Raw genomic sequence first — 25,229 nt, 5'->3', positions numbered from 1 at the left:
GTTATATTGAAAGTATCCTAATCAGATTATACACATCCATATCAATATCTTTTTTCTTCTCAAATGCTTCTTCAAGAGGTATTGAGACAAGACTATCCGAAACTATTCCAACCATTTTATCATTTTCACCTTTCATAAGTAACTCAACTGCGTATGCGCCCATCCTTGAAGCATACAGTCTATCCAATGCTGTTGGAGATCCACCTCTCTGAAGATGCCCTAGAATAGTTACCCTAGTTTCATAACCCGTCTTATCTTCAACGTATTCAGCAAAATGCATTATATCCATTGACATCTTAACTCCTTCCGAAACGATGATTATACTACTCACTTTACCCCTTCTTCTACCTTGTAGAATTCTCTCAACCGTATCCTCAACGCTAACTTGAACCTCTGGTATCAAAACCTCTTCTGCCCCGGAAACAAGCCCTACTGCATTTGCGATATAACCTGCATTCCTACCCATAACCTCAACTATGAAAAGTCTCTCATGAGAGGTAGCAGTATCTCTTATCTTATCTACTGCTTCCATAGCAACATTTATTGCCGTATCATAGCCTATTGTGTAGTCCGTGCCCTTTATGTCGTTATCAATTGTTCCCGGAACTCCTATAACCCTGATACCAAAGTCTTTGTATAGGTCATGTGCTCCTCTAAAAGATCCGTCACCACCGATCACAACGAGTGCATCAATACCATACTTTTCAAGGTTCTCAACAGCCTTTTTCCTAACTTCATAGTTCTTAAACTCTGGCAATCTCGCCGTATATAGTATCGTTCCACCTCTGTTTATTATTCCTCCAACAGATGATTCATTCATCTCAAATATTTCACCATTCACCAGCCCCTTGTAGCCTCTGTATATACCATATACTTTGATACCATTATAGATTGCATACCTGACAACTGCTCTTATACAAGGGTTCATACCAGCAGAATCACCACCGCTAGTTAAAACACCAATACTCTTAATAGGTTTGGAAATAGACATCATTACCCCCACTTTGTTTTTAGATATTATAACGATGAGTTAAAGTACCTTTAAAGTTATATAATCCAGAACATATCAAATGAATCCTAATACCTATTTAGCAAGTAGGTAAGGCTCTAGGCTCTTCACCTACTCGTCACCCTAATAGTTATATGGCATCGTTAATTCCGAAACTTCAACACACCATAGATTTTAATTGCTCTCTAATAATATTTACTCATCCCCTACAAAGAGGTAGAATAAAATGCTTATAGTTGTCAATTTTAGATTTTACCGATATCGTATATACAAACTTGTTAAGGACTAAAATTCTTTGATTATAATTTTGACAAGGAGGAAGAAGTGGGACTGAAGGTAATAATACCAGTAGCAGGTAAAGGCACAAGGTTAAGACCTCATACTTTACTTATCCCGAAAACACTCATAAACGTCGCAGACAGGAAGATCATTGACTACATAATGGATATGGTAAAAGATGTAAACGTTGAAGAGTTCATATTCGTAATAGGATACCTAGGAGACCAAATAGAAGAATATATAAGAAAAACATACAAGAAAGAAAACAAAACCTTCGTAGTCCAGGATAATCCTAAAGGACTCGCACATGCTATAAGTTTGACAAAAGAATTCGTATCCCCAAATGATGAAGTTTTGATAATTCTAGGAGACCTTATATTCTTCGCAAATGTCAAGAAAGTTATAAGTGAAACACCTAAAGGTGAACATAGCATAGGTGTTGTGAATGTAGAAGACCCTCACAGGTATGGAGTTGTTGTGTTGGAAAGGAATGGGAAATATATAAAAGAGATGGTTGAAAAACCTTCAAAACCAATCTCAAATCTTGCTATATCCGGAATATACTACTTCACTCTTGCACAACCACTCTTTGAGTCTATTGACTACATCATAAACAACGATATAAAGACAAAAAACGAATATCAACTCACCGATGCTATGATGGATATGATAAAGAGAGGACAAAAAATAAGTATATTTGAAACATCGGAGATATACGATTGCGGCAGTAAAGAGAAACTCATAGAAGCAAATACCAAACTGCTTATTAAATTTCATAACGAAGGGGATATTGGTATAAATGTTAAAAACTCTGTTGTGATACCTCCAGTATATATTAGCCCTAACGCTCTGGTTGAAGACTCAGTAATAGGACCTTATGTCTCCATTCATGAAGGCGCTTTAGTAAAAAATTCTATTATCAAGGAGAGTATCGTTGAGGAGAGAGCAAAGGTTGAAGGAATGGTAATAGAGAAAAGTCTAATAGGTCAAGACAGTATCGTTGAGGAGAGCTTTAGAGAACTAAACATAGGTCCTCATTCAGAATACAAGAAGAAAGGGTTTTAGGTAATGGGCAAGATAAGGATACTTGACGAAGATACAGTATCTAAAATATCTGCTGGAGAGGTTATTGATGGTCCTTACTCGGTTGTCAGAGAACTAATTGATAACTCTATAGACGCAGGTAGCACAAGAATTATTATCAACATTACTGAAGGTGGGAAAAAACTCATTGAGGTCATTGACGATGGTGAGGGGATGGATAAGGAAGACCTTGAAAGGTGTTATTTGAGACACTCAACAAGCAAGATAAGAAGTTTTGAAGACCTATATAACATCACAACGATGGGCTTCAGAGGAGAGGCTTTGGGAAGTATCGCAGAAGTATCGGAGATTGAGATAGTCTCAAAAAGAAGAGAAGAAGTTGAAGGATATAAACTACTCGTAAAAGGTGGAAAGTATGAGAATATTACACCACAACCATCACAGGATGGAACTACCGTAAGAGTTAGAAACCTATTCTTCAACTTACCACCGAGAAGAAATTTCCTAAAAAGCGAAACGGTAGAGTTTAGAAACGTGCTAGATGTCGTAATAAAAAAGGCTATCCCTTTCCCAAACATCCATTTTGAGTTGTATCATAACTACAAGAAAGAAATAATACTACCAAGAGTTGAAACACTATACGAAAGAATTATATCCGCATACCCGGAAGTAAAAGGTTTGAATAATCTTAACAAAAATATTGAAGAGATAAGTATTAACGTTTTCTTTTCAAAGCCTTCCATTAACAGACCCACTAGAAACTTACAACAATTGTATGTAAATGGTAGGTTTGTTGAATCAAAAACATTCCTAACTGCAGTATCAAACGCATACTCAAACCTAGTCCCAAAAGGCAGTTTTCCAATAGTATTCTGTTTTCTGGAGATATCACCATCTCTTGTTGATGTTAATATACACCCAGCAAAGAAAGAAGTTAAGTTTAGAAACGAAGGAAAGGTTTTTCATGTTATAACTCACACACTTATGGAAGGACTGTCTCAATTTAGTCAAGTTCTAAGCATTGATGAGACTGATTTTAGATTTAGCGATGCTGAAAAGAGAATAAAAGCATCACTTGAGGAATTCCTAACATCAAGCAAAAGACTATCCACAGAAGATACCAACCTCAAACCTAAAGAAGACAGTATCTCTAGACAACCTACATTACCCCAAGATTTCAGTAGAACCTATAGAAGCGAAAATAAAACAGGGACTCCAAAGTCGTCAGAAGATAGGCTTAAACACTTTGAAGAGGTTCGTAGAAACATACCTACTAGTAGTAGCAACGTAGAATCAAACATTGAGTTAGATGTAAGATTTGTTGGGACAGTCTTTGAGACTTACCTTATATTTGAGGATACCAAGAACGATAGACTTGTGTTGATTGACCAACACGCATTACACGAGAAACTCATATACTCAAGATTGTATAGAGAAATAACAGAGAAAAATAATGTCTCAAGTCAAAAACTCATAACACCAACAGAAATAGAAATCTCAAACGATTGCTTACAAATAATCTATGAAATCAAAGATGTCTTGAGAAGACTTGGTTTTGATTTTGAAACTGATGAAAGGAAGGTAATCATACTATCAGTTCCAAACTTCTTTGGAGTTGAAATTGATCCTGTATCAAGCATAGTTGAGATATGTGAGAAAGCAAAAGAGGGAATGGAAATAAACCTTGAGACTATTCTGGAAACCATAGCAAGTATCTCCTGTAAGAAAGCAATCAAATCTGGAGATGTAATAACTCCTTTGGAAGCATACAAACTATACAGCGATTCTAAGAAAGAAGAAGGTTCTTATACCTGTCCTCACGGAAGACCTACAACGATTTATATAGATAGAAAAAATTTAGAAAGTATCTTTTTAAGAAGAGCCTAGTAAAATAAATTTATTTACCTTTACTCACACCGTATCCAAATATCGCAAAGTCATATTTTACAGGGTCGTTGAAGTCAAACTCTTTGAGTTTGTTTGTTATCTCTTCTGCCGTTGTCCAATCATCTTGCGTTCTACTAGTAAGTCCGAGTTCCCTTGATATTTTTGAGACATGGAAATCAAGAGGTATAACTAATTTTGATGTAGGTATTATATCATTCCAAAGACCAGTATCAACCTGATCCTTTCTAACCATCCATCTAAGAAACATATTCATCCTTTTACAAGCACTTCCCCTTCTCGGGTTTGGAACCAGAGACAGAACATCTTGAGGTATCTCTGAATTCCAACTAAAAAGTTCTTCAACTACATCAGCCAGTGTATCCTTAATATTATCCTTTGACTTGTTTCTTTCATACATCTCACCAAATACATTCTTAAGACTATTCCACTTTCCAAGGACGAGTTTAAGTGAGTAAAATATGTAAGCAAGTTGAGTTCCAGTTATATTCCTGTATGCGAAGTAGTTAAAACTCGCTAGTTCTTCTGACACATTTGACAGGTCAAACTTTAGGATATAATCCCTTAACTCACCTCTCATTATCTTAAAAAGTAATTCATTTGTTTTTGATATTATATTCACTCTTCTACCTTGAGCCATTATTGAAGCGATGAAACCTGCTAATTCCCTTTCAACATCATCACTAAACTTATATACAAACTGGATTGGATCAGTGTTTATGAAACTAGGAACGCAATACTTGTAGTAGAGTCTATCAAGATTTTCTTTTAGACTGTTCTGACTATCTAACCCTGAAGAACCAAAAAGGCTTTGCTGTTCCATTCAAAAACTTTACTAATACAGGAGTATAATTTTCAAATTCTATAGGTAGTCTTCAATAAACCCCAACCTTTCGTTTAGGTGATGTATAACGTCTTATATTTTGATTATTCACCACCTTTTATACAGTGATTGTCAGTTTCAAAATTTTGATTCATACTATTTGTTCTTTAAGAAGAGTATTTACCTAGTTTGTAAGGAGATTACAAGGAAAATAAGAAAGCAAGCTGAACCGTGGATTTCAGACTTTAATAGGGAATACAGAGTTTATTGATAAGTAGCCCTTGAATTGAATATACTTCTAAAAAAGTTATGAGTATAGGTAAAGTTTTGAGGATACTATTGACAGTTTTTGCACTTCTTACATTTGAGGAGTTGTGTATGGCTGATAAGATTTCAATAGTCATAGAGAATATAAACAAAAACAGGATAGACTTTGAACTTACAAATGGTCTTAAGGTAGTGCTTTTCAACGTAAATGATGCAAAAACCATCAATACTACTATCGGGTTTAATGCAGGGAGTTTATATGAGAATAAACCCGGTCTAGCATACCTAACCGCTCAATCACTCGTTTTTAAGAACAAGAAATATAAAATGCTAGAGATACCACAGATCATAGAGTCTCTAGGTGGAAGTATAACTACTTCCGCAGGACACGACATTTCAACGATAACTGTAAAGGCTCTGTATGAAGACACTGAAACAGTTCTACTAAAAGTTTTAGACATTCTGAACGGATTTGAAGTAGATAACGAAGTTCTAAACATACTCAAGCCAAACATTATTTCAGAGATAAAAGTTAAAGACGATGACGCCTGGGACTTCACAAGAAAAACATTCTTGAAAGAGATTTATGGAGACCATCCTTATGGAAGAGAACCTGAAGGAGATGAGAGAGGAATCCTTAGTATAACTCCTGATGACATAATGACCTTCTTTAGAAACCTTTACACACCAGATAATGCAGTTTTAGTCGTAGTCGGAAAGATGAATACTAACAACCTTAAAAAGTTTATTGAAGAGCATTTCTCAAAATGGACAGGCAAGAAAAAACCAATGTCCGCCCCGGAAATTAGAACTAAAAAAGACAAAAAAGAAGTTAGAATAAACAAAAACTTAAAGCAATCTACGATAAGGTTAGGACATTTATCTACAAACATAAAGGATAAAAACTCTATGGAGTTAAAAATATTGAACTTCATTCTCGGTGGAGGAGGTTTCGGCTCTAGACTGATGGAGAGGATAAGGGAAAAGGAAGGGCTTGCTTACGGGGTTTTTAGCAACTTCTACATAGAAAGGACACTTAATGGATACTTCTTCGTAGGGACTCAAACCGAAAACAAGAATGTGAGTAGAACTATAGACATAATTACAAATGAGATAAAAAAGATAATAGAAGAAGGCATCACGGACAAGGAGCTTGAGGATACGAAGAACTTCTCAAAAGGTTCTCTACTTCTTGGAATGGAAAGTTTCTCAACTATAGCATCATTTTTAGTCTCAGAGAAGATGTTTGGACTAGATAAAAACTACTTCATTAAAGATATACAAAAAATTTCCGTAATAAAAAAGGAGGATATTCAGCGAGTTGCTAGAGAATATATTGATATTAACAATCTCACGATAGTGATAGTAGGGGGTGAATGATGGAAAAGAAAGAACTTCACCTAGAAATACCAGAGAACTACGATGTTACGCACTACTCTAACCTAGTTATAATATCGTTTAATGAGGACGAGTTTATCTTTGACTTCGCAAGGATGATGCCAGGAAACCGAAACCCTAGAATAGTATCAAGAGTTGTTATGAACCCGAGAAATGCAAAGAGGCTTGCAGGACTTCTATCCAACAATATAGTTGAGTATGAGAATAAGTTTGGAACAATAATATTACCGGAGTTTGGCAAAGATGCTCACTGAAGAGGTCTATTTACAAGATAAAGTAATATTCATAACTGGTGCTACTGGAACGATAGGGGGAGGCTTCCTTAGTTATCTAGTCCAGAATTTTTATGAAGTTGTCAAAGAAATAAGGATTCTTAGTAGAGACGAATACAAACTCTCAAAACTACTTGAAGAGTTCAGAGACTACAAAAAAATATCTCCTAAACTTGGTGACATAAGAGATCTGGAGGTTTTGAAAAGATACACAAGAGGAGTTGATGTATTGATACATTCTGCTGCATTAAAGAGAGTAGAATTTGGAGAGTATTACCCCTACGAACTTGTAAAAACTAACATTGAAGGAACAAAAAACATTGTAGATATTTGCATTGAGAACCGAGTTGAAAAAGCGATACTGGTAAGCACTGATAAAGCAGTTGAACCAACTAGCACCTATGGGGCAACAAAACTATGCTCTGAAAAGATATTCATATCTGCTAATCTTGATGAGAGGAATAACTTTGAAACACTTTTTTCAGTTGTGAGGTTTGGTAATGTTATAAATAGCAGAGGAAGTATCTTTGAGATAGTAAAGGAACGAAAAGCAAAAGGAGAACCTATTTACATAACAGACTTAAACATGACAAGATTTTGGATAACGATAGAAGAAGCATCAAGGTTTATTCTTAAGGTTCTAAATATCATGGTTGGAGGTGAAATATTCATTCCCAAAATGCAGTCAAGTAAGGTTATTGATGTTGTGAAAGTATTGTATCCAAAAGCAAGTATAGTTGAAACAACACCACGACCAGGTGAGAAAGTTTACGAAAAGCTTGTCTCCGAATACGAACAAAGGATCTGCTTTGAGGATGAAGACTACTTCGTAGTTTATCCTGACATCATAAATGATAGAAGACCTTTCCAGAATACATACATCAGAAACCTACATAAAGTACAGAACACTCAATCCTTCTCAAGCAAGGACTCTCTTTCCTTAGAAGGGCTAGATCCTTTTGAAAAAGCATAAAATAAAAAAGGGGCTTTGTAGCCCCTTGGAATAACTATCAACACCAAATTACTTCCTATTGAGTTCTTTGTTGCTGTTGTTGAGGTTGATCCGTTGATGCCGCTTTTCTCTTCTTCTCAAGTTCTATAAGCTCTACCTGATCTATTATTCTTCTCAACATTCTCTTAGTATACTCTATCTTTTGTTTTGAAAGTATCTGCCAATATTTTTCATCGTCAATGTCCAATTCTTCCTGAACAACTGCTCTATCAAAGGAGACTGAAACATCTTTGAAATAAACTACAAAGTCTCCACCAGACTCTTCCTGAGGCTTGTAAATCTTGAAGTAAGCGAACTCCTTGAATGGTAGAGGTCTTGGATATAATGGTAATCTTTGTAAAACTCTTTGATTAACTTGCTCTATATAGTTCGGATTCTCCCAAGCAAGTCTTCTCCAACCTTGGAAGAACAAAGGACCCATAAAGTACTCCTCTTCAACACCATCCTCATTCCTGAAGACCACAGACATAAGATGCTTGTAGTTTCTACCTGAGACCCATACTGATACTCTCTTGACTTGTAGCACATTCATAAGTATCCCATTCTTAACCTTTTCTTCATCCGTAAACTGCTGTTTTGAGAAGTCACCTTCAGGATCAACAGGTGAACCATCAAGATAGTATGGTGTGAATCTAAAAGGTGGAATTATTTTCGCATTGGACAGGAAAGGATTTTCTGAAAACCTTATTCTAATACCCATTACATTACCCCATCTTTTGCTATCTACCTTAAGAAGATACGAATTAACTATATTTGGGATAAACCTAGCAGATGATACTAATTCTACTTTCCAGTTCTCTATCTTCCATGACGCAGGGTCAAACCAAACATCCAGCAACTTCTGGGCATTCTCTTGGGAATAAAACCATTCTCTATATAAATCAACACCTTCTTGTTTATACTTATCAACCAAGTTTTGAAGGTTTTGCTTCTCTTTTGACAAGTACTCACCTATCTTCTGTTCGTAAGAACCAAAGTCAATCAGAGTTCGCTCTATCACTCCGAATACACTTCCAGCCGAGACTAGGAATAGCACAATCAAACCTATGACCTTCCTCATAAGATCCTCCTTTTGCTTTTAGGATTATCGGAAGTCGTTTTTTGTTAGTTTAAAGACTTCCAATATCTCATAAAAGCCAGTTATATATTAAATCTAAGAAAAATCTTTTTCAATAAAAAACCAACTCAACAACGAATTCTAAATCTCTACAAAAGACTGTAAGTGAAAGAAGAACTACTCCTAATTATGAACCTTAGCCTTATCGGTTCAAAAGCCAAAACTTGCCACAATATCCCCAGAAGTAATACAATTGGTGTAGAAAACATATCTTTAGGAGGACAGTATGTCAAACCACAATAATGGAGAAGAAAAGCGACGAGTAGGTATCGTGATAGGGACAAAAGATTCAACACCGTTTGAATTCTGGTTTCAGGTTGATGACGATGTTATTGTAAATGTTGATAATATTGTAAAGGTGATCAATCGTTTGAAAGATGGTGACAGAGAGGTAGAGATAACCTTCTATGGAGTAGTTTCAAACATACTTAAGGGCTTTGAAGGAGTTGATTTTCATAGTTGGAATAAAGAAACTCTATCGGGAATCATTCCTTACCAAACATACCAGATAGCACACGTAAGAATAACAAGGATAGAACCTGAAACATACCTTATTCCACCTGACCCGAAAAGTGAAGTCTTCATTGTCTTGGAGGAAGAAGATACAAAGAAAGCAATCAACATAGATAAAAAGGAAGAACTTCTACCTGCAGGCATATTAAGTAACGGCAAGCCTGCTTACATCAATTGGGATTTTATCAATGGTCGCAAGGGAGCACACATATCAATATCAGGAATATCCGGTGTCGCAACAAAAACCTCATATGCTCTATTCTTAATACACTCTATGCTATATTCTAACAAACTCAAAACTGCTGAGAGAGATAATATTAAAGTAGTAATCTTCAGTGTCAAAGGAGAAGATCTACTACACCTAGACAAACCTAATACCCGCATTAGTAATGAAGATAAGAAGTTATACGAAATGATGTGGATTCCTCCAAAGCCATTTAGAAGAGAAGATATTGAATTCTGGACACCACCTGATCCGAGCAATCCAAAAAAACCACTGACTCACGAAAGATCAGATGCTGACACCAAAATATACAGTTGGTCTATCAAAGATCTCTTTAGGGAAGGTTTAGTGGAATATATGTTTGACCAAGATGACAGACAGGATGACAACTTCTCCTACGCTCTAAACTCCTTCACTAGGAAAATCAAAGATATGATAGAAGAATCACCCGAGGATGTAATAGAAATCCGCGATAAACAAGGCAAACCTATCGCTACTATAACTTCCCTCTACTCTAACGAAAACGAAACTAACGGCAGATCCAACTCAAGGATACGAAAGATGTCATTGTCAAAATTTCTAGAGATGGTTTCGGTAGAAGGAGATTATGAGAATATCAGAAGATACATCTTTGGTAGTTCTACTTCACAAACTGTACTGAAATTCGCAAGAAAGTTTTCTGAATGTGCTAAAAGTATATCGTTTATGGTAGGAAATAGAACAAGAGAAATAAGTTTTGAAAAGAAAGTCAATGTTATAAGCATACCTGACAAATTTTTATCACCGATAGCACAGAGGTTCGTTGTCGGAAGTATTCTATCAAATATCTACCAAAGAGTATCTAGCACTTCAAGCAATAATCGCAATTATCAACTATCTGGTTCCAAAATATTTATAATGCTTGATGAACTTAACAAATACGCACCAGCGTATGGATTTAGCCCTATAAAGAACATCCTACTTGACATTTCGGAGAGAGGTAGAAGCCTAGGTATAATACTCATTGGAGCACAGCAAATGAGTAGCGAGGTAGAACCAAGAATTATATCAAACTCAAGTATTAGAGTAAACGGTAGGCTTGATGCAAGGGAAGTTGAGCACAGCCTATACAGTTACCTGCCAAAAGAATTTAAGGAAAAATCAAAGAAGATAAGAAGCGGAACAATGATACTCTTCCAACCTGATGTTGAAGTTCCTCTCGTCATAACATTCCCACACCCACCCTACGCTACTAGAAAAGAGGAAGCAAAGTCCGAAAAGGAGAAACTAGTTAAGATTGACAGGGAACTTATCTAGGATGACAAAGACAGACCTGAGAAGAAAACTTCTAGCCAGAAGAGATAGTTTGTCTTTTGAGAAACGAGTTGAGTATTCAATCGCTATTGTAGATAAACTCATTTCAACTGATGAGTGGCACAGTTCAAACTCTGTGATGGTTTATCTATCCATAAACTCCGAAGTTATGACTCTACCACTACTCACCAAAGTTATTGAATTTCACAAAAGGCTTCTGATACCGAAAGTATCTAATGGGAATATAATACCTATTGAAGTAGTGAAAAAGTTCAGAGTTGCTAGTGGCTTCAAAAACATACTGGAACCTTCAGACGGAGTTGAGTACAAAGACGATATTGACTTGGTCATAGTTCCTGTTGTTGGCTTCAATGAAAAATGCTTCAGAATAGGATATGGCGGTGGATATTACGATAGATTCCTAAAAAAAGGAAGGATAAAATACAAGATTGGTATCGCTTATGAATGTCAGAAAATTGATAATGACTTCTCAGAGGAACACGATGTGAAACTTGATGTAGTCATAACAGAAATAGGTTTCTATAAGTGCTATTAGTTAGATATTAGTCTTATCAAGGCTTTCACTCCGTAAACTATGACGAAAAAGATTATTCCTCCTAGAACCAAGAACTTTGTAAGTCTATCCATAGCAGTGGATGAAAATATAATAATCAAAGTTCTCTAAAATCAACATTTTTATGCACAGAGTCAATAAAGTCTAAAATTTTTTGAGAGATGATCAATAAATTCCACTTAGATAAGTAGTCAAGATTTTAGACTCTTTGCTTACTCACTTCCTATAGGTTCTATGTAATGTCGTTAGTTGTGAAAATCAGCTTCATACTAGAACTTTTAGTTATTAGGAAGAATATTTACTCATACCTAGTGGAGACCGTGAAGAAAAGAAAGAACTTTACTCTGGCTGTGAATTTTAGACTCTATTGCGCTAGGTTTAGGTAATTACCATATTAGCATTCGTATTATTTAAAATTATTTGGTATAATTCATCTATGAGAGCATCACTTGTTGCGATAGGAACAGAAATAACGAAAGGATACATACTTGACTCAAACTCAAACTATCTTTCAAGGGAACTTGGGATAATTGGGGTTGATGTTAGATACATCATTGGAGTGGGGGACAACAAAAGAGAAATAATTAGAGCATTGGAGTTTGCTTATAGCGACTCCGACCTTGTGATAACAACAGGCGGTCTAGGTCCTACTGCAGATGACATGACTAGAGAATGCGTTGGAGAGATTTTGAATGTTGAATTTATCCTCTCTGAAAGCATACTTGAGAAGATAAGAGAGAAGTTCCGCAAATACAACAACGGCGAGATGCCTGAGATAAATGTAAGACAAGCATACATTCCAAAAGGGGGGATTATCATTGAGAATGAGGTAGGCTCTGCACCAGGATACATCATAAAAAAGGATAACAAATTTCTAATTTCACTTCCAGGTGTTCCTCAAGAGATGAAAACTATGTTCAAAAACTACCTAAGGGACTACATCTCAAGAAATATACTCAAGAGAACCAAGAAAGAGTTTTTTGTCAAAGTTATGGGCATACCTGAATCAAAGGTTGATGAGATAGTTTCTACTATGAGAGATGTTGAGTATAACACAATAGCCGATTATGGAGTTGTTGATGTGATATTCTATTTTGACACGCAAGAATACGAAAATCAAAAGCAACGCATAATAAAGTTCTTCAACAATAATAACTCAAGCCTAAAAGATGCTATTTTCTTTTTCAATGATGAACCTGATGATATACCATCCTTAGTCAAACAAGAATTCTTGAAAAGAAGATTGACTCTCTCCACTGCCGAATCAATGACAGGAGGATACCTATCTCAAATCTTAACATCAGTTCCAGGAGCAACCGAATATTTCATAGGAGGTGTAGTTTCATATTCAGACTCATCAAAGGTAGGAGTGCTAAAAGTAAAAGAAGACACTATCAGAAAATACTATGCAACTAGTTTAGAAACAACTATTGAGATGGCAAGAAACTCTCTTGAAATATTCGGAAGCGATATTTCAATAGCTATAACTGGCATAGCGGGACCTAGCACAGACCTCTCAAAAAAGGAAATAGGGACTGTATATATAGTCTCAATGGATAGAGATGGTAAGTATCTGACAAAAGAGTTAAAACTCTTCGGCAACAGAGAGAAAATAAGAAGCTCTGCCTCACTCAAAGCTATAGAATTAACAATCAAGTTGCTACAAACACGAGATAAACAATGAAAAAGATCTTTCTAAGTCTATCTCTAATATTCCTTGCAATGATAGTATCTATGTTTGTATATTCCTACATTCTCTTCTCGCTTACTTCATACAAAAATGTCTTTAACATTATAGTTATAAGTCTGACTATATTTGCCATGTTATTTCTACTCATAAGAAGATACATCAATGTCACTAGATCCAATAAGAAAAACTACAAGATCATCTTCAAACCTATTACAATACTACTAGGAATTGTCATCATTTCTTTTGTGATTCTCTACATACTACTAACCATTAGTATAATGCTATAGTTTCCTATAACTCTCAAGAGCCAGTCCTAAAACCGCTATCTGGTTCCACAAATAAAACCTTAAGATATTCTGATTAAAAGATAGTGTAAATAATTCTATCAACAACCCTGACAACAAGGAAAAAACAATTACAGACTTAAAAACCTCATCTCCCTTCATCAACATAAAAGAAGTTTTTAAACTATCATAGGTTAACTTCAAAACGAAAGCAACAAATATTAAAAAGCCTATAATTCCAAGCCCTGCTAGTATCTCCGCATATATGCTCATACCCTCAAACATCTTAACATCAGGATTACTTTTTGGATCAACACCACTTTTCACCGCCTTATGAGGAGCAATTCCACCCAGACTAGTTCCTATAATTGGATTTTCCAATGCTACTCTCATAGTCTTCATAAATTCCTCAATTCTAGGTCCAAAGGATGTTTCCTCTTTTGATTCAAGTATTTGTTTTGTTTTCTTAGTAATTGTTATATCAGTAGTAGTAGAACTAAATATTTTAGGAATATGATTCATAGTAACGTAGATCAACAAAATACTAACCAGGGAAGATAAGAAAACATTGGCAGATCCAAACATAATAGTCTTTAGGTTACTCTTAATCTTTCTAAACACAATCATAGATGCAATAAGAAATATCAAACATAGACCTACCAACANCCAAATCACTATAAACATCTTTGAGGTTGATATTATTGTTGCGGAGATAATTATACCTGCTGGTATGTAGTAAAGATACTTATGTCTGTCAGTCTTATCTGAAAGTAGAGATAACATTATCACTAAAGGTAGGCTAGCAGATAGATATGTAGCAAAATAAGAAGGTTCATAGGTAAATCCATTCATTCTACCAGGTTGCGTAGCAAAAAGAATGTAACCAAAACCGTAAAACGATACCTGCTGAACTATTCCAAATAGAGCATGAAATACGAAAGACAAGATATATACCCTAACTACTATCTCAGGGTTCAAAAACTTCCTAACACTGACAGACGACATAACAAAAATCACTAATAACCACAACCACAAACTATACAAAATACCCCTTATGACCAAAATAGAATTAAATACAAATAGGGTGTTAAGCGTAGAAATAACCAAAAGAAGTATGATCCATAATGGTAGTATAACCCTCTCTCTATTCCTCAAAACTACGAATATACTCATCATTACAAACAATATGATGAATAAACCAACTAGCCTAAAATTGAAACCTAGAATACTGAAATTCATCAATATGTCAAATGGAGATAGAACGAATATCATAAACAGCAAAAAGTACAAAATGCTTCTTACTGTATTCATAGAAACAAACTCAAAAACCCACTCTAAATAATATGAAACCAATATTTCTGTTTTCAAAATACCCAATATTCACAATTTGAAGTTTAACTTTCTGAACTTTGTCTTTCCCACTAGTCCATGAGGTGTTTTCAGTAGACTTTGTAATATAATCTTTCTATGTACAGAACTTGATCTTCTAATACCTTCAAAAATTCGTCTTCGGAATACTCTCTCAACAATATTTCTTGTAATCCTATCTCAAGAAGGTCTTTCAGAAACTCATTCCTACCAAGCTCATCTACAACTCCATAAATACCACTCTTGTGAAAAATATCCATAACTCTTCTTATGACCATATGTATATACTCAACAACTTCTTTGGCATTAATATTACTATCCAAACTTATCAAGTCTCCCTTCAGTTTCTCAATCTCTTCCCTTCTTGAGATGCTACCTTGAAAGATATCTTCCGTAGTTTCATCACTGATTAGAAGACCTTCTCTTGACAGATTGACTAACCTTATCTTGTTTGTTTGAATATATTTCTCAATCCATTCCTTAAATGTTATCATTCTAGGGTCTGTAAAGACATTCCTACCTTCCTTTGAAACTCTCTCTAGAAGTGGATACCTTGAGAGTATCTTCCATTGATCATACGGAGAGAAGATATCTGAAGATAGAAAATGTGATAATTCGTAATAGTTCCCCTTTGAATAAACCTTTTTGTTTGGGAAACTAAAATCTGAACCTACAAGTATTATTCTATCTGCCCCTAGCCTGTTAGCAAAGTCAATAGCACTACAAATGACAGAACCTCCGACCATAATCTCTCCCTTACTAACATTAAATTCCCTAGCAATTGTCTGCCATACTTTCATCGGAGAGTCAAACGTAATTATGTTCTGATAGGGTATGAAATTGTATAACAAACTTGGATAGAGAGTATCTGCAACGAATATTGTCTTATCATAACTTTTGTTGAGTATGGTGTATATAAAGTTTCTAACTTGAGGGTCAACAGTTATAACAAAATCAGCGATAATATGGTTTGAAACAAGATAGCTCCAAACCGTATCAACAGAGATAACAACTGACCTAGAATACAATTCTTTGAGTAGTTGTATATTATCATCAAGCGAAGGTCCTGCTCCTACTACAACCACATCCATTCCACTAAATACACCAAAAACACTGCTTACAGGCTTTGAGTTCAAAGCGTAAGGAAATGAGGTTATAAAATTCTTAAGCCAAACCTTGCCAAACCTTCTCAAAGTGTTCCTGTTTATTTCTAGGTTTCTAATAGCATCCTTAATACTCTTCTCCCATCTAGGTATGAAATCAAAGATTATTCTATACTGCGGATGTATGTAATAGTTAAAATACGAAAGATTGGATAATATTTCCTTAAATTCTTCTTCCGTCCTTACTAAAAGTTTCCTAATGTTTGAGTTGTCAAGTAGTCTAGACAAGCGCCGATCACTCATAACAAGATTGAAAATCTTATCCGAAGGCTCTACTACAACAACTTCTTTATCGGGGTAAAGTCTAGATATTGAATATATAAGGTAAGGATTAGAGATACCTAGAAAGAGTAGTATATTATTGTCAATAGTTATACTCTTTGAGACCTTTTCGGCATCCTTGAAAGGAAAATATTTTGATGAGAGATAGAACTCATCATTACTAACCTTTACTTTCAGTATCGGATTGCCATCTTTCGCAATCTCTATTGAAACTTCCATAACTTCAAAGGATTCTAAATGAGGTCTAGTTTGTCTAACATCAACTCACAAGCAACTTAACAAAGTCTAAAACTCTACTAGGAATCTCCAAACAACCAGGAAAATAACATACAACAAAGTCCGAGAGAATAAAAATCTAGAATTGAGGACATCATCTATAACAAATTTTCGTGAATTCTAGACTTCACTATTCTAAACAGTCTCTATTTGACTAATAACTTTTGGTATCTTAAAACTTACCTTGTGCGTCTGTTTCTTGACTCGTATTGTATAAATTGCGGTGCTGAATTAGAGTATAGAAATATAAATATCGGTATATGTTCAAAATGTATTTCAAACATTTCAAAAATAAATATTCAAAATGCTTGCAGAAAGTGTGGATTACCAGATAGCAGGGATAACTGTTATTTCTGTCAAAACCATAAACTAATTGTGAAAAGAAACATATCACTATTCACCTATGAAGGGATAATAAGAGACCTAATATACGATATTAAATTTGACAACCAGAAGGATAAAGTTAGAACCTTGAATGCTATTACTGATGATGTAATGTTGGATGAGATTTTTGAAGATGAGATAGATCTGGTAGTTCCTGTTCCTACCTCTCTCAAATCTCTCCTAAAGAGAGGCTTTGACCTAGTAAAACTTGTTTTCAAACCTATAACAAAAAGTAATAGAAAACCCTTTCTAAACCTTCTAGGTAGGAAACTCCTTCACAAAGAACAGAAAAAACTCTCAAAAGAAGAAAGAGAAAAACTAGTTAGGGAACAGTTTTACATTAGGAAACTAACAAACTTAACCCACAAGAATGTGCTTATAGTAGATGATGTTTTCACAACAGGTAGCACGATAAATGCTTGTGCTAACTTGATAATGTCTTTAAAACCTAAGTCATTGTATTCTTTAACACTAGTAAGAGTTTTAGAATCGTGAAATTAGAAGATTAAGAATACTGTAAATTCAGGGAATTAGTGGAGATTGTAAAAGCAAAATCTATAAGCCTAAATCTTATCTTATATAAATCCAACTGCTATGAAAACTTTCTACAAAAGCCCTAGATTGAATAGTTCCAAAAACCGTTAGGAAGATTAGATCTAATTTTCAAAAACAGGTATCCATAATAAAAAATTTAGTCTCTGGAGGTGGGATATTATGATAAAAGTCTTGATTCACGGTTGTAGTGGAAGAATGGGAACAACGAATGTTAGAGTATTCAGTCAGGATAAAGACATTCAGATAGTCGGAGGAATCGTTGAGGAAGGAAACCCAACTATAGGAAAAGACATCGGTGAAGTTGCAGGCATTGGCAAAATAGGAGTCAGTATCTCATCAAGAATAGAAGACTATATATCCAATTGTGATGTAATAGTTGATTTTTCTACTCCTCTGGTTACCGACAATCTAATTGATAATGCTCTTAAATACAACAAGAAACTCGTAATAGGAACTACAGGATTATCAAACGAAACACTCAAGAAACTAAAATCAGCTTCAAAAGAGATTGCAATCGTCCAAAGTCCAAACTTTAGCGTTGGAGTTAATTTAATGGTAGAACTTGTTAGAAAAGCAACTATGGTATTGGGAGACGATTTTGACATTGAGATAATAGAAATACACCACAACAAGAAAAAGGATGCTCCTTCAGGAACGGCTTTAAAGTTACTAGAGGCTATCAGAGAAGTCAGACCCGAATACGAAGTGGTCTTCGGAAGAGAAGGAATAGTTGATGAAAGGAAGAAGAAGGAGATAGGTATATTCGCAGTGAGAGGCGGTGATGTAGTTGGAGAGCATAATGTTATGTTTTTAGGTTATGGCGAGAGGATTGAGATAATTCACAAGGCAACCTCAAGAGAGACCTTTTCAAAAGGAGCACTAAGAGCAACAAAGTTCGTCTATACCAAACAGAATGGACTATACTCAATGAAGGATGTTTTAGGTATTTAAGACATCTAACTTAAGAAGTATTACCAGACTTTACTAGACAACCAGAATGGAGTAATACCTACGACTTTCAAAACCATTACTTTTTGCGATTTTATCTAGCCCTTACTTCATAGGAAGTTAAATCTCTACTAATTTACACTAAACCCGACACTGAATCTGTGTTAAGTTTCAATATTTTAGCACTTTACCTCATACCTAGAAGTTCCTTCGCATACTTCAAGCCCGCTTCGTTTTGATTACCTGACATTCTTGCTATTTCATAAACTCTGTCTTCCTGTTTGAGTTTGCTCACCATAACCTTGGTTGAATTGTCCTGAATTAACTTCTCAACCTTGAAGTGAGTAGTAGCCTTTGAAGCAACCTGAGGTAGGTGAGTTATTACAATAATCTGCGTCTTCTTAGATATACTCTTTATTATCTCACCAACTATATTAGCAGTATTACCCCCTATCCCGACATCTATCTCATCAAATACCATCATATCAACTTCCGAAACATCAGCAAGGACACTCTTTATCGCAAGCATTATTCTAGATATTTCACCCCCAGAAGCAACACTCCTAAGTGGTTTGACATCCTCTCCAGGATTGAGAGATATAAGAAATTCAACCCTATCAATACCCTTCTCATTCACATCAACTCTCGTATTATTTATCTCTATCAGCCCATTCTCATCCTTGTAATACTTAAAGTCTATCTTAAAGACAGACTTTTCCATTCCCATAAGATTTAGTTTCTCAACCACCTTATCCTCAAGTTCCCTTGCTTTCCTCATTCTCTTGTTAGACAGGTCTAAACACAACTTCTTAAGTTTATCTACATAACTTTCATACTCTTTCTTTAGTTTCTCAAACTCCTCATCGCTTGTTACCATCCTTGAATACTCATCCTCACACTCCTTCAGATACCGTAAAAGTTCCTCTGACGAGTTTTTGCTATACTTTCTCTTCAATGTTCTAATAACATCAAGACGTTGGTTTATATACTCAACCTCTTCTGGAGTTATGTTGAGTTTATCCCTAAATTCGCTTAACTCCGACACTACACCCCTAATCTCTGACATAATGTCTTCTAACCTATTTAGCACAGTATCAAACGAAGTATTGTGTCTAACTATACCCCTTAGGCTAACTATGGCTCTGTTCAGTGTTGAAATCGTAGATATTTCACCCTCATCCAAAGACTCCAATGCTTCACTCAAACCTTTAAGCAAACTTTCATAGTTAGTTATGTATTTAAACTTCTCTTCCAACTCTTGGTCTTCCCCCTCCTTTAGGTTTGCATTTTTAATCTCATCAATGACATACTTAAGAAAGTTCATTCTAGATTCTTTTTGTGATACAACCTCCTTAAGCTCATCCAATTTCTTCTTTATCTCCAGAGTTTTGTGGTATGTCTCCGAAAGTTCTTGAAGTTCTTTTGTAAAGTTTCCAAAAGCGTCAAGATAGTCAATATGAGTTTTGGGCTTGAGAAGACTCTGATGCTGGTGTTGTCCATGAAAGTCAACTAAAACATCGGAAAGTTCCTCAAGTTTTGATATCGTCTCTGTTCTACTATTTATCATAACTTTGCTTCTTCCTGATGTGTCATACTCTCGTCGCACTATTACAGTATCATCTTCTAGTTGAATACCTATCTGTTCAATTTTGCTTTTGATTCTACTATTTGTGATCCTAAAAACTGCCTCTACTGTCGTTCTATCTTTACCTGTCCGTATGATTGTTTGATCAGCCTTATCTCCTAGACAAAACCCAAGAGCATCAACAATGATAGACTTACCTACACCACTCTCACCTGTGAAAACATTAAAACCTTCGCCAAACTCAAGTTCTACTTCGTCTATGATAGCATAGTTTTTTATCCTTATACTCTCAAGCATAACCAGATTCTAAATATAACTTAAAAAGTAAAGCAAAGACAAAACTACTCATTAGGTATTTTATTTAATAGTGTGTTTTCAGAATTTCTAATTCTCTCCATAGTCTCTTCTAGACGATAGGAACGAATCTAAATCTTGGATACTTTGAAAACAAATTCTTGAGAACTTCCATTAAGTCTTTGAAACTCAGATACAAAGAACTCCTTGTATTCCCTATACCACTGACAAAACAATCAGTCTGTTGTGCTATATTATCCATTAATCTGATAATCATCTTTGAAAAACTTTACACTTAATGTGTCTTATGTTTCAACAAGCCAAGCTACCAAAGACTCTCCAAATCACTATCAACTTGAATTGAATTGTTGTAGTATATTATATTATTTTGAGTATTTTACAAATGGAGACAAATTTATGCTAGAACTTATAAAAGATGAGGTAAGCAAAGTTGAGAGTGAGTTTTGCGAGATCAGGTATGAGGTTTTGAGTGGGACACAGATAGTCGTATCAGAGACAGGTGTAGAAGAAGTATCTTTCAGAGATAATTCTGGCGGTGCAGTTAGGTTGATTGAAAACGGAGGGCTTGCATTCTCATCATTTAACTCTATTGACAGACTAAGAGATATAATAAAGACAACAAGAACATCTGTAAAGACAATTAGTTCCAAATCAAACGTTCGTCTCTCAAGTTATCAACCAGTTGTTAATAATATTAAAACACAATACCAAATTGATCCTAGAACTATATCTCTTGATGACAAAGTAAGTCTTTGTAATAGTTATGCTTCAATCCTTAAAAGTAATCCAAAAGTGAGGAGTATAAGAGTTCGCTACCTTGACTACAATCTCAAAAAATATTATGTGAATTCCGAAGGTAGCGCTATAGAGATGGAGTTTAATTACATTGGAACTACACTTGTTGCTTATGCTGTTGATGGAAGTAATGTTCAAAGAGCAGTTGAATCTATTGCTAGGTATGGTGGATATGAGGTTGTAAATAACCTTGATACTCTAGCGGAGGAAGTCTCAAAGCGTGCTGTAGACTTGCTATACGCAGAACAAGTTGAAGGTGGAACTTATAATGTTATCATTGATCCAAGACTCGCTGGTGTCTTCGCTCACGAGGCTTTTGGACACCTCTCCGAAGCAGACCATGTTTATGGCAATAATAAACTGATGGAAGTTATGAAACTAGGAAGAAGGTTTGGTCCAGAATTTCTCAACATAATTGATGACGGCAATATACCAGAGTTCGTCGGATACACACCTTACGACGATGAAGGGATACCAGCACAAAGAACTTACCTTGTGAAGGATGGTGTTCTTAACGCGAGACTCCACTCTAGACTTACTTCAAAGATGATGAACGAACCACTCTCAGGTAACGCAAGAGCACTATCTTACGAATACCCCCCAATCGTTAGGATGACTAATACTTTTATTGATAATGGAGATACTCCCGTTGAAGAACTCTTTGAAAAGCTTGGTGATGGGCTTTACGTTATAGACTTCATAGGAGGACAGACAAACCTTGAGATGTTCACATTTTCTGCTGCTTATGGATATAAGGTAGAAAATGGTAAAAAGACAAAACTCATGAGAGATATTACTCTTACGGGGAATGTGTTTGAGACAATAAAGAACATATCTGCTATAGGTAATGACCTTAAATTACACAGCACTATGGGAGGTTGTGGCAAATCAAATCAATCACCACTACCTGTAAGCGATGGGGGACCTCATATACTAGTTAATAACATCCTCATCGGAGGTAGAACATAAATGAATGATGAAATAACTAGAATAATTAAAGAAGAGAAACTACCTGTAAAGAAAGTAAATACCATTATTGGTATCAACACAGTTTTCAGAGGCAACTTCGTCGTAGAAGGACCACTCAGAATAGATGGGAATTACGAGGGGGATGTAAAATCAATGGATATGATAATAGTAGGATCAAGCGGCAAAGTTAAAGGCAATATATACGGTGAGGTTGTAGTAATAGGTGGTGGAGTTAAAGGAAATATATTTGCTATCAAAGAGATCATACTACTTAGCACTGCTAAAGTTATTGGAGACTTAACATCTCAGAAAATACTGATTGATGAAGGCGCAAGACTGAAAGGTAGGTTTAATAGAGTCTCATCCGATAAGGTGAGTAGTATTTTCTCATCCGAAGTCATACCTTACTTACAGGAGGAGAGAAACAACTGGAGCTGGTAGCCTAGTTTCTCCACGCTCTAAGATCTACTATTTTTGTCGTCAGTGTTAATGAGAGTATTATCCAAAACACAAAGAAAGCAATATCCTTTATATCAATTACTCCAGTTAAAAAGTTAGTGTAATGGTTAAGGAATGAAATTTCTGTAAGAATACTTGAGATAGTATCATCAGCAACTATTCCACTCAAGACATCAATAAACCAAAGTAGAAATAGAAGAGCAAAACCTATTATACCAGAAACCATTTGATTCTGAGACATTGATGATGCTAGAAGACCTATTGACAAAAACGCACTCATAGTGAGTGTGAAACCTATATACCCAGAGACGATCGTTCCAATATCAGGCTTACCATACACTAGCATTATCACTACATACATCAATGTAAGAAGCAGACCACTTAAAAAAATTACCAAACTAGCGAGATATTTTCCTATCACAATCTGATAAGTCTTAAGCGGCGATGTTCTAAGAAGTTCGTAAGTTCCAACTTTTTTTTCTTCAGACAATAGTCTCATAGTAAGAAGTGGTGATATTAGCATACCTGCGATTATCATATTACTCAAAACTCTACTCATATCGGATATTCTTGTATAAGATATATAGAAATGGAATAGATAGCCGGATATCGCTAGAAATCCTAGCATTGATATGTATGCAACGGGGGTTGTAAAATAAACTGTTAGCTCTTTTTTGAAAACATACCAGATCTTTTTCATATCAGACTATCTCTATTATCATTAGTGTATCACCTGACTTCACTACTTCTGCGTTGTTCTTCAGTATCTTAATCAATTTACCAGAAACTGTTGATTTTATTTCGTTCATTGCTTTCATAGCTTCTACGATACATAGTGTTTGACCAGCATTAATGTGCTCACCTTCTTTAACAAAAGGTTCAGCACCGGGAGAAGGAGAACGATATAAAGTTCCATTTATTGGGGACTTGACCTTATGGAACTTTGTTTCATCTGCGTAAGGGTCTTTCGTCTCGGACGACTTTACTTGTTTAGTCTGAGAAGTAGATACCGAAGTAGTAGAAGTAGATTGCTGAACAATCTGTGGCTGGTATTGAACAGGAAACATAAACTGAGGTGCTGTTGTAATATGCTTCCTACTTTTTGAAAACCTTATAAATGTATCTTGAGTTTCTATTACAAGTTCCTCAAGATTATTCTCCTTAAACATATTTGCAAGTTTTTCAAGTTCATCAACAGGTATTGAAGATGTCTTTTTCTCCATATCATTACCCCATAACCTTTCCAACAACAAAAATGATATATAATCCTCTCAAGAAAATTCAATTATAGACTACAGGGTTTTGAAACTTAACTTCACAGATGGAGGATGCTTAAAGAATGTATGTAATGCTTGTGAATACTTGTAATACTGTTGAGGCTGTTCAAAAGATTGCTTTATGTTCTTAGAGAATAGGCAGGAAGAAGAGTGTGTTTGTGAAAGTATATTAAAATAATATCTCTCGGGGGTCGGACATGATATTCTTCCTGGAGAGTATCAAACGAATATACAGCAAGATAGAAAGAATAATTGGCGAAGAATATTTCAAAGGCAGAGGCAGAAGAAAAAACACAAAGATGCTCCGATTGTCCTGATAGGTCTTCTTATGACACTGGGAAGACTCTCGTATAGGCAAGCAAAAGAAGTTGTGAAGATACATTTTGGGATAGACATTCATATCTCAAACATACACTACCGTTTGAGGAGTTTGGGTAAGTTGAGGGATATGATTAATGAGAAGATACTTGAGATGGGGATGAGATTTTTGAGGAAGGCTGGGGTGAGGAGGATAGTTATTGATGGGACAGATGTTGGGTATAACACACCTATCACGATGAGGGTGTTTGGGGGGATGGGACTAGGAAGGTCAAGGGACACATCAAGGTTGTTGTGATAGTGGGGATTAGCAAGAGGGGGAAGGCAAGAGTTGTTGGATGTTTGACAGGGGCAGCATACTCTGATGATAGGGGGATGGTTCTGGATAATAGGGATTTTGTTGAGAAGGTATTGAAGGAGAGTGGGAGTAGGTGGGTGTATGGGGATAGTCTGTATGGGACGAGTGTTGAGTTGATAGAGTTTGTGATGGGGTATGGGAAGATAGTATGTCCAGTTGAAGATGGGATACATAATAAGGTAAAATATCCTTTGAGGAGGGAGTGTGAGAGGGGGGTTGGAATTACGGGTATCAATACGATAGGAATAGGTATAAAGTTGAGCAGATGATAAGTCATCTCAAGAGAAGAGGAGTGAGTTGGTTAGAAGTGAAGGATGTGAAAGTAGCTAGGAGTTTGGTGATGATAAGCACATTGGGATTTGTAATGTTTGAGCAGAATAAGGATAAAAAATTTTTCGTTTTTTGTCTTTGGTGTTTTTACAACACTTGCAGAGAGGTATTCATCAAAACAACAAGTATTTACAAGCATTACAT

The 25,229-nt window shown here is 35.6% G+C and carries 24 protein-coding genes; 15 read left to right on the top strand and 9 right to left on the bottom strand.

Translation table 11 applies throughout. The features are described 5' to 3' along the window. Window position 1: 1 nt before the first annotated feature. Entirely contained in the window at window positions 2–973 is a 972-nt protein-coding gene (pfkA, locus tag NZ579_02110) for a 6-phosphofructokinase (protein ID MCS7298741.1), read from the bottom strand. A 360-nt stretch (window positions 974–1,333) separates the two neighbouring features. On the opposite strand from pfkA, the gene NZ579_02105 reads away from it, so the two are divergent. Both NZ579_02105 and mutL read left to right on the top strand, forming a co-directional pair. Next, window positions 1,334–2,353 (top strand): sugar phosphate nucleotidyltransferase, encoded by a 1,020-nt coding sequence (locus NZ579_02105; protein ID MCS7298740.1) that lies wholly within the window; start codon window positions 1,334–1,336, stop codon window positions 2,351–2,353. A 3-nt stretch (window positions 2,354–2,356) separates the two neighbouring features. Next, entirely contained in the window at window positions 2,357–4,219 is a 1,863-nt protein-coding gene (gene mutL / locus NZ579_02100) for a DNA mismatch repair endonuclease MutL (GenBank protein ID MCS7298739.1), read from the top strand. Window positions 4,220–4,229: 10 nt separating this feature from the next. On the opposite strand, the gene NZ579_02095 is transcribed toward mutL, so the two are convergent. Beyond that, a complete protein-coding gene (locus tag NZ579_02095; GenBank protein ID MCS7298738.1) occupies window positions 4,230–5,060 on the bottom strand; it encodes a TIGR02757 family protein in 831 nt (276 codons plus the stop codon). 309 nt (window positions 5,061–5,369) lie between these two features. On the opposite strand from NZ579_02095, the gene NZ579_02090 reads away from it, so the two are divergent. From NZ579_02090 to NZ579_02080, 3 genes are read left to right on the top strand one after another with little or no spacing between them, the layout of a single operon-like run. Further along, window positions 5,370–6,707 (top strand): insulinase family protein, encoded by a 1,338-nt coding sequence (locus NZ579_02090; GenBank protein MCS7298737.1) that lies wholly within the window; start codon window positions 5,370–5,372, stop codon window positions 6,705–6,707. Beyond that, a complete protein-coding gene (locus NZ579_02085; GenBank protein ID MCS7298736.1) occupies window positions 6,707–6,979 on the top strand; it encodes a DUF3467 domain-containing protein in 273 nt (90 codons plus the stop codon). The genes NZ579_02090 and NZ579_02085 overlap by 1 nt, the downstream gene beginning before the upstream one ends. Further along, entirely contained in the window at window positions 6,969–7,970 is a 1,002-nt protein-coding gene (locus tag NZ579_02080) for a polysaccharide biosynthesis protein (protein MCS7298735.1), read from the top strand. Before NZ579_02085 ends, NZ579_02080 begins: the two co-directional genes overlap by 11 nt. A 55-nt stretch (window positions 7,971–8,025) precedes the next feature. On the opposite strand, the gene NZ579_02075 is transcribed toward NZ579_02080, so the two are convergent. Continuing rightward, window positions 8,026–9,069, bottom strand: coding sequence for a flagellar filament outer layer protein FlaA (locus tag NZ579_02075; GenBank protein MCS7298734.1), 1,044 nt, complete (start codon window positions 9,067–9,069; stop codon window positions 8,026–8,028). 283 nt (window positions 9,070–9,352) lie between these two features. Here NZ579_02075 and NZ579_02070 point away from each other — a divergent pair, with 283 nt between their 5' ends. The 4 genes from NZ579_02070 (at window position 9,353) to NZ579_02055 (ending at window position 13,706) form a co-directional block, all read left to right on the top strand. Continuing rightward, complete coding sequence (locus NZ579_02070; GenBank protein ID MCS7298733.1) at window positions 9,353–11,158, top strand: ATP-binding protein; 1,806 nt, start codon at window positions 9,353–9,355, stop codon at window positions 11,156–11,158. 1 nt (window position 11,159) lies between these two features. Beyond that, on the top strand, window positions 11,160–11,711 hold the full coding sequence (locus tag NZ579_02065) for a 5-formyltetrahydrofolate cyclo-ligase (GenBank protein MCS7298732.1): 552 nt from the start codon (window positions 11,160–11,162) through the stop codon (window positions 11,709–11,711). Between the two features lie 454 nt (window positions 11,712–12,165). Next, complete coding sequence (locus NZ579_02060; protein ID MCS7298731.1) at window positions 12,166–13,413, top strand: CinA family nicotinamide mononucleotide deamidase-related protein; 1,248 nt, start codon at window positions 12,166–12,168, stop codon at window positions 13,411–13,413. Further along, complete coding sequence (locus NZ579_02055) at window positions 13,410–13,706, top strand: hypothetical protein (GenBank protein ID MCS7298730.1); 297 nt, start codon at window positions 13,410–13,412, stop codon at window positions 13,704–13,706. The genes NZ579_02060 and NZ579_02055 overlap by 4 nt, the downstream gene beginning before the upstream one ends. Here NZ579_02055 and NZ579_02050 read toward each other — a convergent pair. Then, window positions 13,701–15,014 carry an O-antigen ligase family protein gene (locus tag NZ579_02050; GenBank protein ID MCS7298729.1) on the bottom strand — a complete coding sequence of 438 codons (1,314 nt, stop codon included), beginning with the start codon at window positions 15,012–15,014 and terminating at the stop codon, window positions 13,701–13,703. The two genes, NZ579_02055 and NZ579_02050, sit on opposite strands and share 6 nt — an antisense overlap. 128 nt (window positions 15,015–15,142) lie before the next feature. After that, window positions 15,143–16,735: a DUF115 domain-containing protein gene (locus NZ579_02045; GenBank protein MCS7298728.1), complete on the bottom strand. Its 1,593-nt coding sequence runs from the start codon at window positions 16,733–16,735 to the stop codon at window positions 15,143–15,145. 243 nt (window positions 16,736–16,978) lie between these two features. Between NZ579_02045 and NZ579_02040 the strand changes: the two genes are divergently transcribed. Together NZ579_02040 and dapB are read left to right on the top strand one after the other, a co-directional pair. Then, window positions 16,979–17,671 carry a ComF family protein gene (locus NZ579_02040; protein ID MCS7298727.1) on the top strand — a complete coding sequence of 231 codons (693 nt, stop codon included), beginning with the start codon at window positions 16,979–16,981 and terminating at the stop codon, window positions 17,669–17,671. Window positions 17,672–17,890: 219 nt separating this feature from the next. Further along, entirely contained in the window at window positions 17,891–18,682 is a 792-nt protein-coding gene (gene dapB / locus NZ579_02035; protein ID MCS7298726.1) for a 4-hydroxy-tetrahydrodipicolinate reductase, read from the top strand. Window positions 18,683–18,866: 184 nt separating this feature from the next. Here dapB and recN read toward each other — a convergent pair whose 3' ends face one another. Both recN and NZ579_02025 read right to left on the bottom strand, forming a co-directional pair. Beyond that, the gene (gene recN / locus NZ579_02030; GenBank protein MCS7298725.1) at window positions 18,867–20,561 is read right to left on the bottom strand and encodes a DNA repair protein RecN; all 1,695 of its coding nucleotides are present in this window, start codon (window positions 20,559–20,561) and stop codon (window positions 18,867–18,869) included. Window positions 20,562–20,670: 109 nt separating this feature from the next. After that, entirely contained in the window at window positions 20,671–20,835 is a 165-nt protein-coding gene (locus tag NZ579_02025) for a hypothetical protein (GenBank protein ID MCS7298724.1), read from the bottom strand. A gap of 140 nt (window positions 20,836–20,975) precedes the next feature. Between NZ579_02025 and NZ579_02020 the strand changes: the two genes are divergently transcribed. Together NZ579_02020 and NZ579_02015 are read left to right on the top strand one after the other, a co-directional pair. Next, window positions 20,976–22,343: a TldD/PmbA family protein gene (locus NZ579_02020; protein ID MCS7298723.1), complete on the top strand. Its 1,368-nt coding sequence runs from the start codon at window positions 20,976–20,978 to the stop codon at window positions 22,341–22,343. After that, window positions 22,344–22,784 (top strand): polymer-forming cytoskeletal protein, encoded by a 441-nt coding sequence (locus NZ579_02015; protein MCS7298722.1) that lies wholly within the window; start codon window positions 22,344–22,346, stop codon window positions 22,782–22,784. Between the two features lies 1 nt (window position 22,785). Here NZ579_02015 and NZ579_02010 read toward each other — a convergent pair whose 3' ends face one another. Together NZ579_02010 and accB are read right to left on the bottom strand one after the other, a co-directional pair. Next, a complete protein-coding gene (locus tag NZ579_02010) occupies window positions 22,786–23,502 on the bottom strand; it encodes an ABC transporter permease (protein ID MCS7298721.1) in 717 nt (238 codons plus the stop codon). 1 nt (window position 23,503) lies between these two features. Beyond that, window positions 23,504–24,025, bottom strand: coding sequence for an acetyl-CoA carboxylase biotin carboxyl carrier protein (gene accB, locus NZ579_02005; protein MCS7298720.1), 522 nt, complete (start codon window positions 24,023–24,025; stop codon window positions 23,504–23,506). A gap of 382 nt (window positions 24,026–24,407) precedes the next feature. Here accB and NZ579_02000 point away from each other — a divergent pair, with 382 nt between their 5' ends. Together NZ579_02000 and NZ579_01995 are read left to right on the top strand one after the other, a co-directional pair. Further along, complete coding sequence (locus tag NZ579_02000; GenBank protein ID MCS7298719.1) at window positions 24,408–24,695, top strand: hypothetical protein; 288 nt, start codon at window positions 24,408–24,410, stop codon at window positions 24,693–24,695. Further along, on the top strand, window positions 24,692–25,024 hold the full coding sequence (locus NZ579_01995) for a hypothetical protein (GenBank protein MCS7298718.1): 333 nt from the start codon (window positions 24,692–24,694) through the stop codon (window positions 25,022–25,024). The genes NZ579_02000 and NZ579_01995 overlap by 4 nt, the downstream gene beginning before the upstream one ends. The last annotated feature ends 205 nt before the right edge of the window (window positions 25,025–25,229 follow it).

It is taken from the genome of Spirochaetota bacterium, from assembly GCA_025061835.1.
Taxonomy (GTDB): domain Bacteria; phylum Spirochaetota; class Brevinematia; order DTOW01; family DTOW01; genus SKYB106.
This window is presented reverse-complemented; position numbering and strand designations above follow the sequence as displayed.

Coding starts and splice junctions, on each gene's coding strand:
- NZ579_02065 (MCS7298732.1), top strand. CDS start 11,160: ATGACAAAGACAGACCTGAGAAGAAAACTTCTAGCCAGAAGAGATAGT.
- NZ579_02010 (MCS7298721.1), bottom strand. CDS start 23,502: ATGAAAAAGATCTGGTATGTTTTCAAAAAAGAGCTAACAGTTTATTTT.
- mutL (MCS7298739.1), top strand. CDS start 2,357: ATGGGCAAGATAAGGATACTTGACGAAGATACAGTATCTAAAATATCT.
- NZ579_02000 (MCS7298719.1), top strand. CDS start 24,408: ATGACACTGGGAAGACTCTCGTATAGGCAAGCAAAAGAAGTTGTGAAG.
- NZ579_02060 (MCS7298731.1), top strand. CDS start 12,166: ATGAGAGCATCACTTGTTGCGATAGGAACAGAAATAACGAAAGGATAC.
- NZ579_02085 (MCS7298736.1), top strand. CDS start 6,707: ATGGAAAAGAAAGAACTTCACCTAGAAATACCAGAGAACTACGATGTT.
- NZ579_02095 (MCS7298738.1), bottom strand. CDS start 5,060: ATGGAACAGCAAAGCCTTTTTGGTTCTTCAGGGTTAGATAGTCAGAAC.
- NZ579_02090 (MCS7298737.1), top strand. CDS start 5,370: ATGAGTATAGGTAAAGTTTTGAGGATACTATTGACAGTTTTTGCACTT.
- NZ579_02070 (MCS7298733.1), top strand. CDS start 9,353: ATGTCAAACCACAATAATGGAGAAGAAAAGCGACGAGTAGGTATCGTG.
- NZ579_02020 (MCS7298723.1), top strand. CDS start 20,976: ATGCTAGAACTTATAAAAGATGAGGTAAGCAAAGTTGAGAGTGAGTTT.
- recN (MCS7298725.1), bottom strand. CDS start 20,561: ATGCTTGAGAGTATAAGGATAAAAAACTATGCTATCATAGACGAAGTA.
- NZ579_02045 (MCS7298728.1), bottom strand. CDS start 16,735: ATGGAAGTTTCAATAGAGATTGCGAAAGATGGCAATCCGATACTGAAA.
- NZ579_02075 (MCS7298734.1), bottom strand. CDS start 9,069: ATGAGGAAGGTCATAGGTTTGATTGTGCTATTCCTAGTCTCGGCTGGA.
- NZ579_02080 (MCS7298735.1), top strand. CDS start 6,969: ATGCTCACTGAAGAGGTCTATTTACAAGATAAAGTAATATTCATAACT.
- NZ579_02055 (MCS7298730.1), top strand. CDS start 13,410: ATGAAAAAGATCTTTCTAAGTCTATCTCTAATATTCCTTGCAATGATA.
- accB (MCS7298720.1), bottom strand. CDS start 24,025: ATGGAGAAAAAGACATCTTCAATACCTGTTGATGAACTTGAAAAACTT.
- NZ579_02025 (MCS7298724.1), bottom strand. CDS start 20,835: ATGATTATCAGATTAATGGATAATATAGCACAACAGACTGATTGTTTT.
- dapB (MCS7298726.1), top strand. CDS start 17,891: ATGATAAAAGTCTTGATTCACGGTTGTAGTGGAAGAATGGGAACAACG.
- NZ579_02015 (MCS7298722.1), top strand. CDS start 22,344: ATGAATGATGAAATAACTAGAATAATTAAAGAAGAGAAACTACCTGTA.